At 67.2% G+C, this 1,355-nt stretch carries 1 protein-coding gene; it reads right to left on the bottom strand.

What is annotated here, in order from left to right; all coding sequences use genetic code 11:
- Positions 1 to 64: 64 nt before the first annotated feature.
- Positions 65 to 1,189, bottom strand: a complete 1,125-nt coding sequence (locus EON91_RS14430) for a Re/Si-specific NAD(P)(+) transhydrogenase subunit alpha (RefSeq protein ID WP_292096100.1) — start codon at positions 1,187 to 1,189, stop codon at positions 65 to 67.
- Between the last annotated feature and the right edge of the window lie 166 nt (positions 1,190 to 1,355).

The following is a 1,355-nucleotide window of genomic DNA, read 5'->3' as shown; positions in this document are numbered from 1 at the left end:
GTCAGGCCGAGTACCGCGAGGCGCTTCATCATGGGGGCGATCCTTATAGCGGAGCGGGGTCGGCTTACGTGGTCAGCGCCGGGTGGACGACTTGGCCGTCTTTCGTGAGGACGGCGGCCTTGACGATCTCGTCGTCCCACTTCGGCCCGAAGGCTGCATTCTCGGCTGTCAGCAGCGGCAGGAGCGCGAGCAGGTTGCGGGCGTAGAGAGCGGATGCGTCAGCCGCGATGCGGCCGGGCAGGTTGGTGAAGCCGATGACTTTCACGCCGTTCACATCGACGACAGAATCGGGCTTCGACGCCGGGCAGTTGCCGCCCTGCGTGACGGCGAGGTCGACGACGACGGAGCCGGGGCGCATGGATTTCACCATGGCTTCGGTGACGAGCACCGGGGCGGGGCGGCCGGGGATAAGCGCCGTGGTGACGACGATGTCCTGCTTGGCGATGTGGGCGGCGACGAGTTCGGCCTGCTTGGCCTGATACTCTGGCGACATCGCCTTGGCGTAGCCAGCGGCGGTTTCGGCGGCTTTGAACTCTTCGTCCTCGACCGCGATGAACTTCGCGCCGAGCGAGGCGACCTGTTCCTTGGCGGCGGGGCGAACGTCGGTGGCGGAGACCACGCCGCCGAGACGGCGGGCGGTGGCGATGGCCTGCAGGCCAGCGACGCCTGCGCCCATCACGAAGACCTTGGCGGCGGCAACCGTGCCGGCGGCGGTCATCATCATCGGCAGAGCGCGGCCATAAAGCTGCGAGCCTTCGATGACGGCGCGATAGCCGGCGAGGTTGGCCTGGCTCGACAGCACGTCCATCGACTGGGCGCGCGTGATGCGGGGAACGAACTCCATCGCCACGGCGGTGACGCCAGCGGCGGCGTAGGCCGCGGCTTCGGCTTTCGCGGAATAGGGATCGAGCAGGCCGAGGAGGGCAGCGCCCTTCGGATAGGTGGCCAGTTCGGCGGCATCCGGCGCGCGGACCTTGAAGACGATGTCCGCGCCGTTGAGCACGTCAGCAGCCGAGCCTACGGTTGCGCCGGCGGCCGTGTAATCCTCGTCGCGGATGCCGGCAGAGACGCCAGCGCCCGCTTCGATAGCGACGGTGTGCTTGAGTCCGATCAGCTTCTTGACGGACTCAGGCGTTGCCGCGACGCGCGTCTCATCGAAACGGCGTTCCTTCAGAACTGCGATTTTCATAGTTCCCCCCTAACCCGGAAAGGGGTCAGCTGCCCAGTAGAGCCGAGCCCAGCCAGACCAGGATTTCGATGAAGACGGCCAGAACGCAGAGGCCGACAACCGTCGCAACCCAGGCGCCGCCCATGTTCATCAGCAGGCCGACGGCGACGCCGAACACGGCGAAGCC

This window comes from Brevundimonas sp., assembly GCF_004210735.1.
Taxonomy (GTDB): domain Bacteria; phylum Pseudomonadota; class Alphaproteobacteria; order Caulobacterales; family Caulobacteraceae; genus Brevundimonas.
Note: the sequence above shows the minus strand (reverse complement) of the source record. Positions and strands in the feature narration are given on the sequence as shown.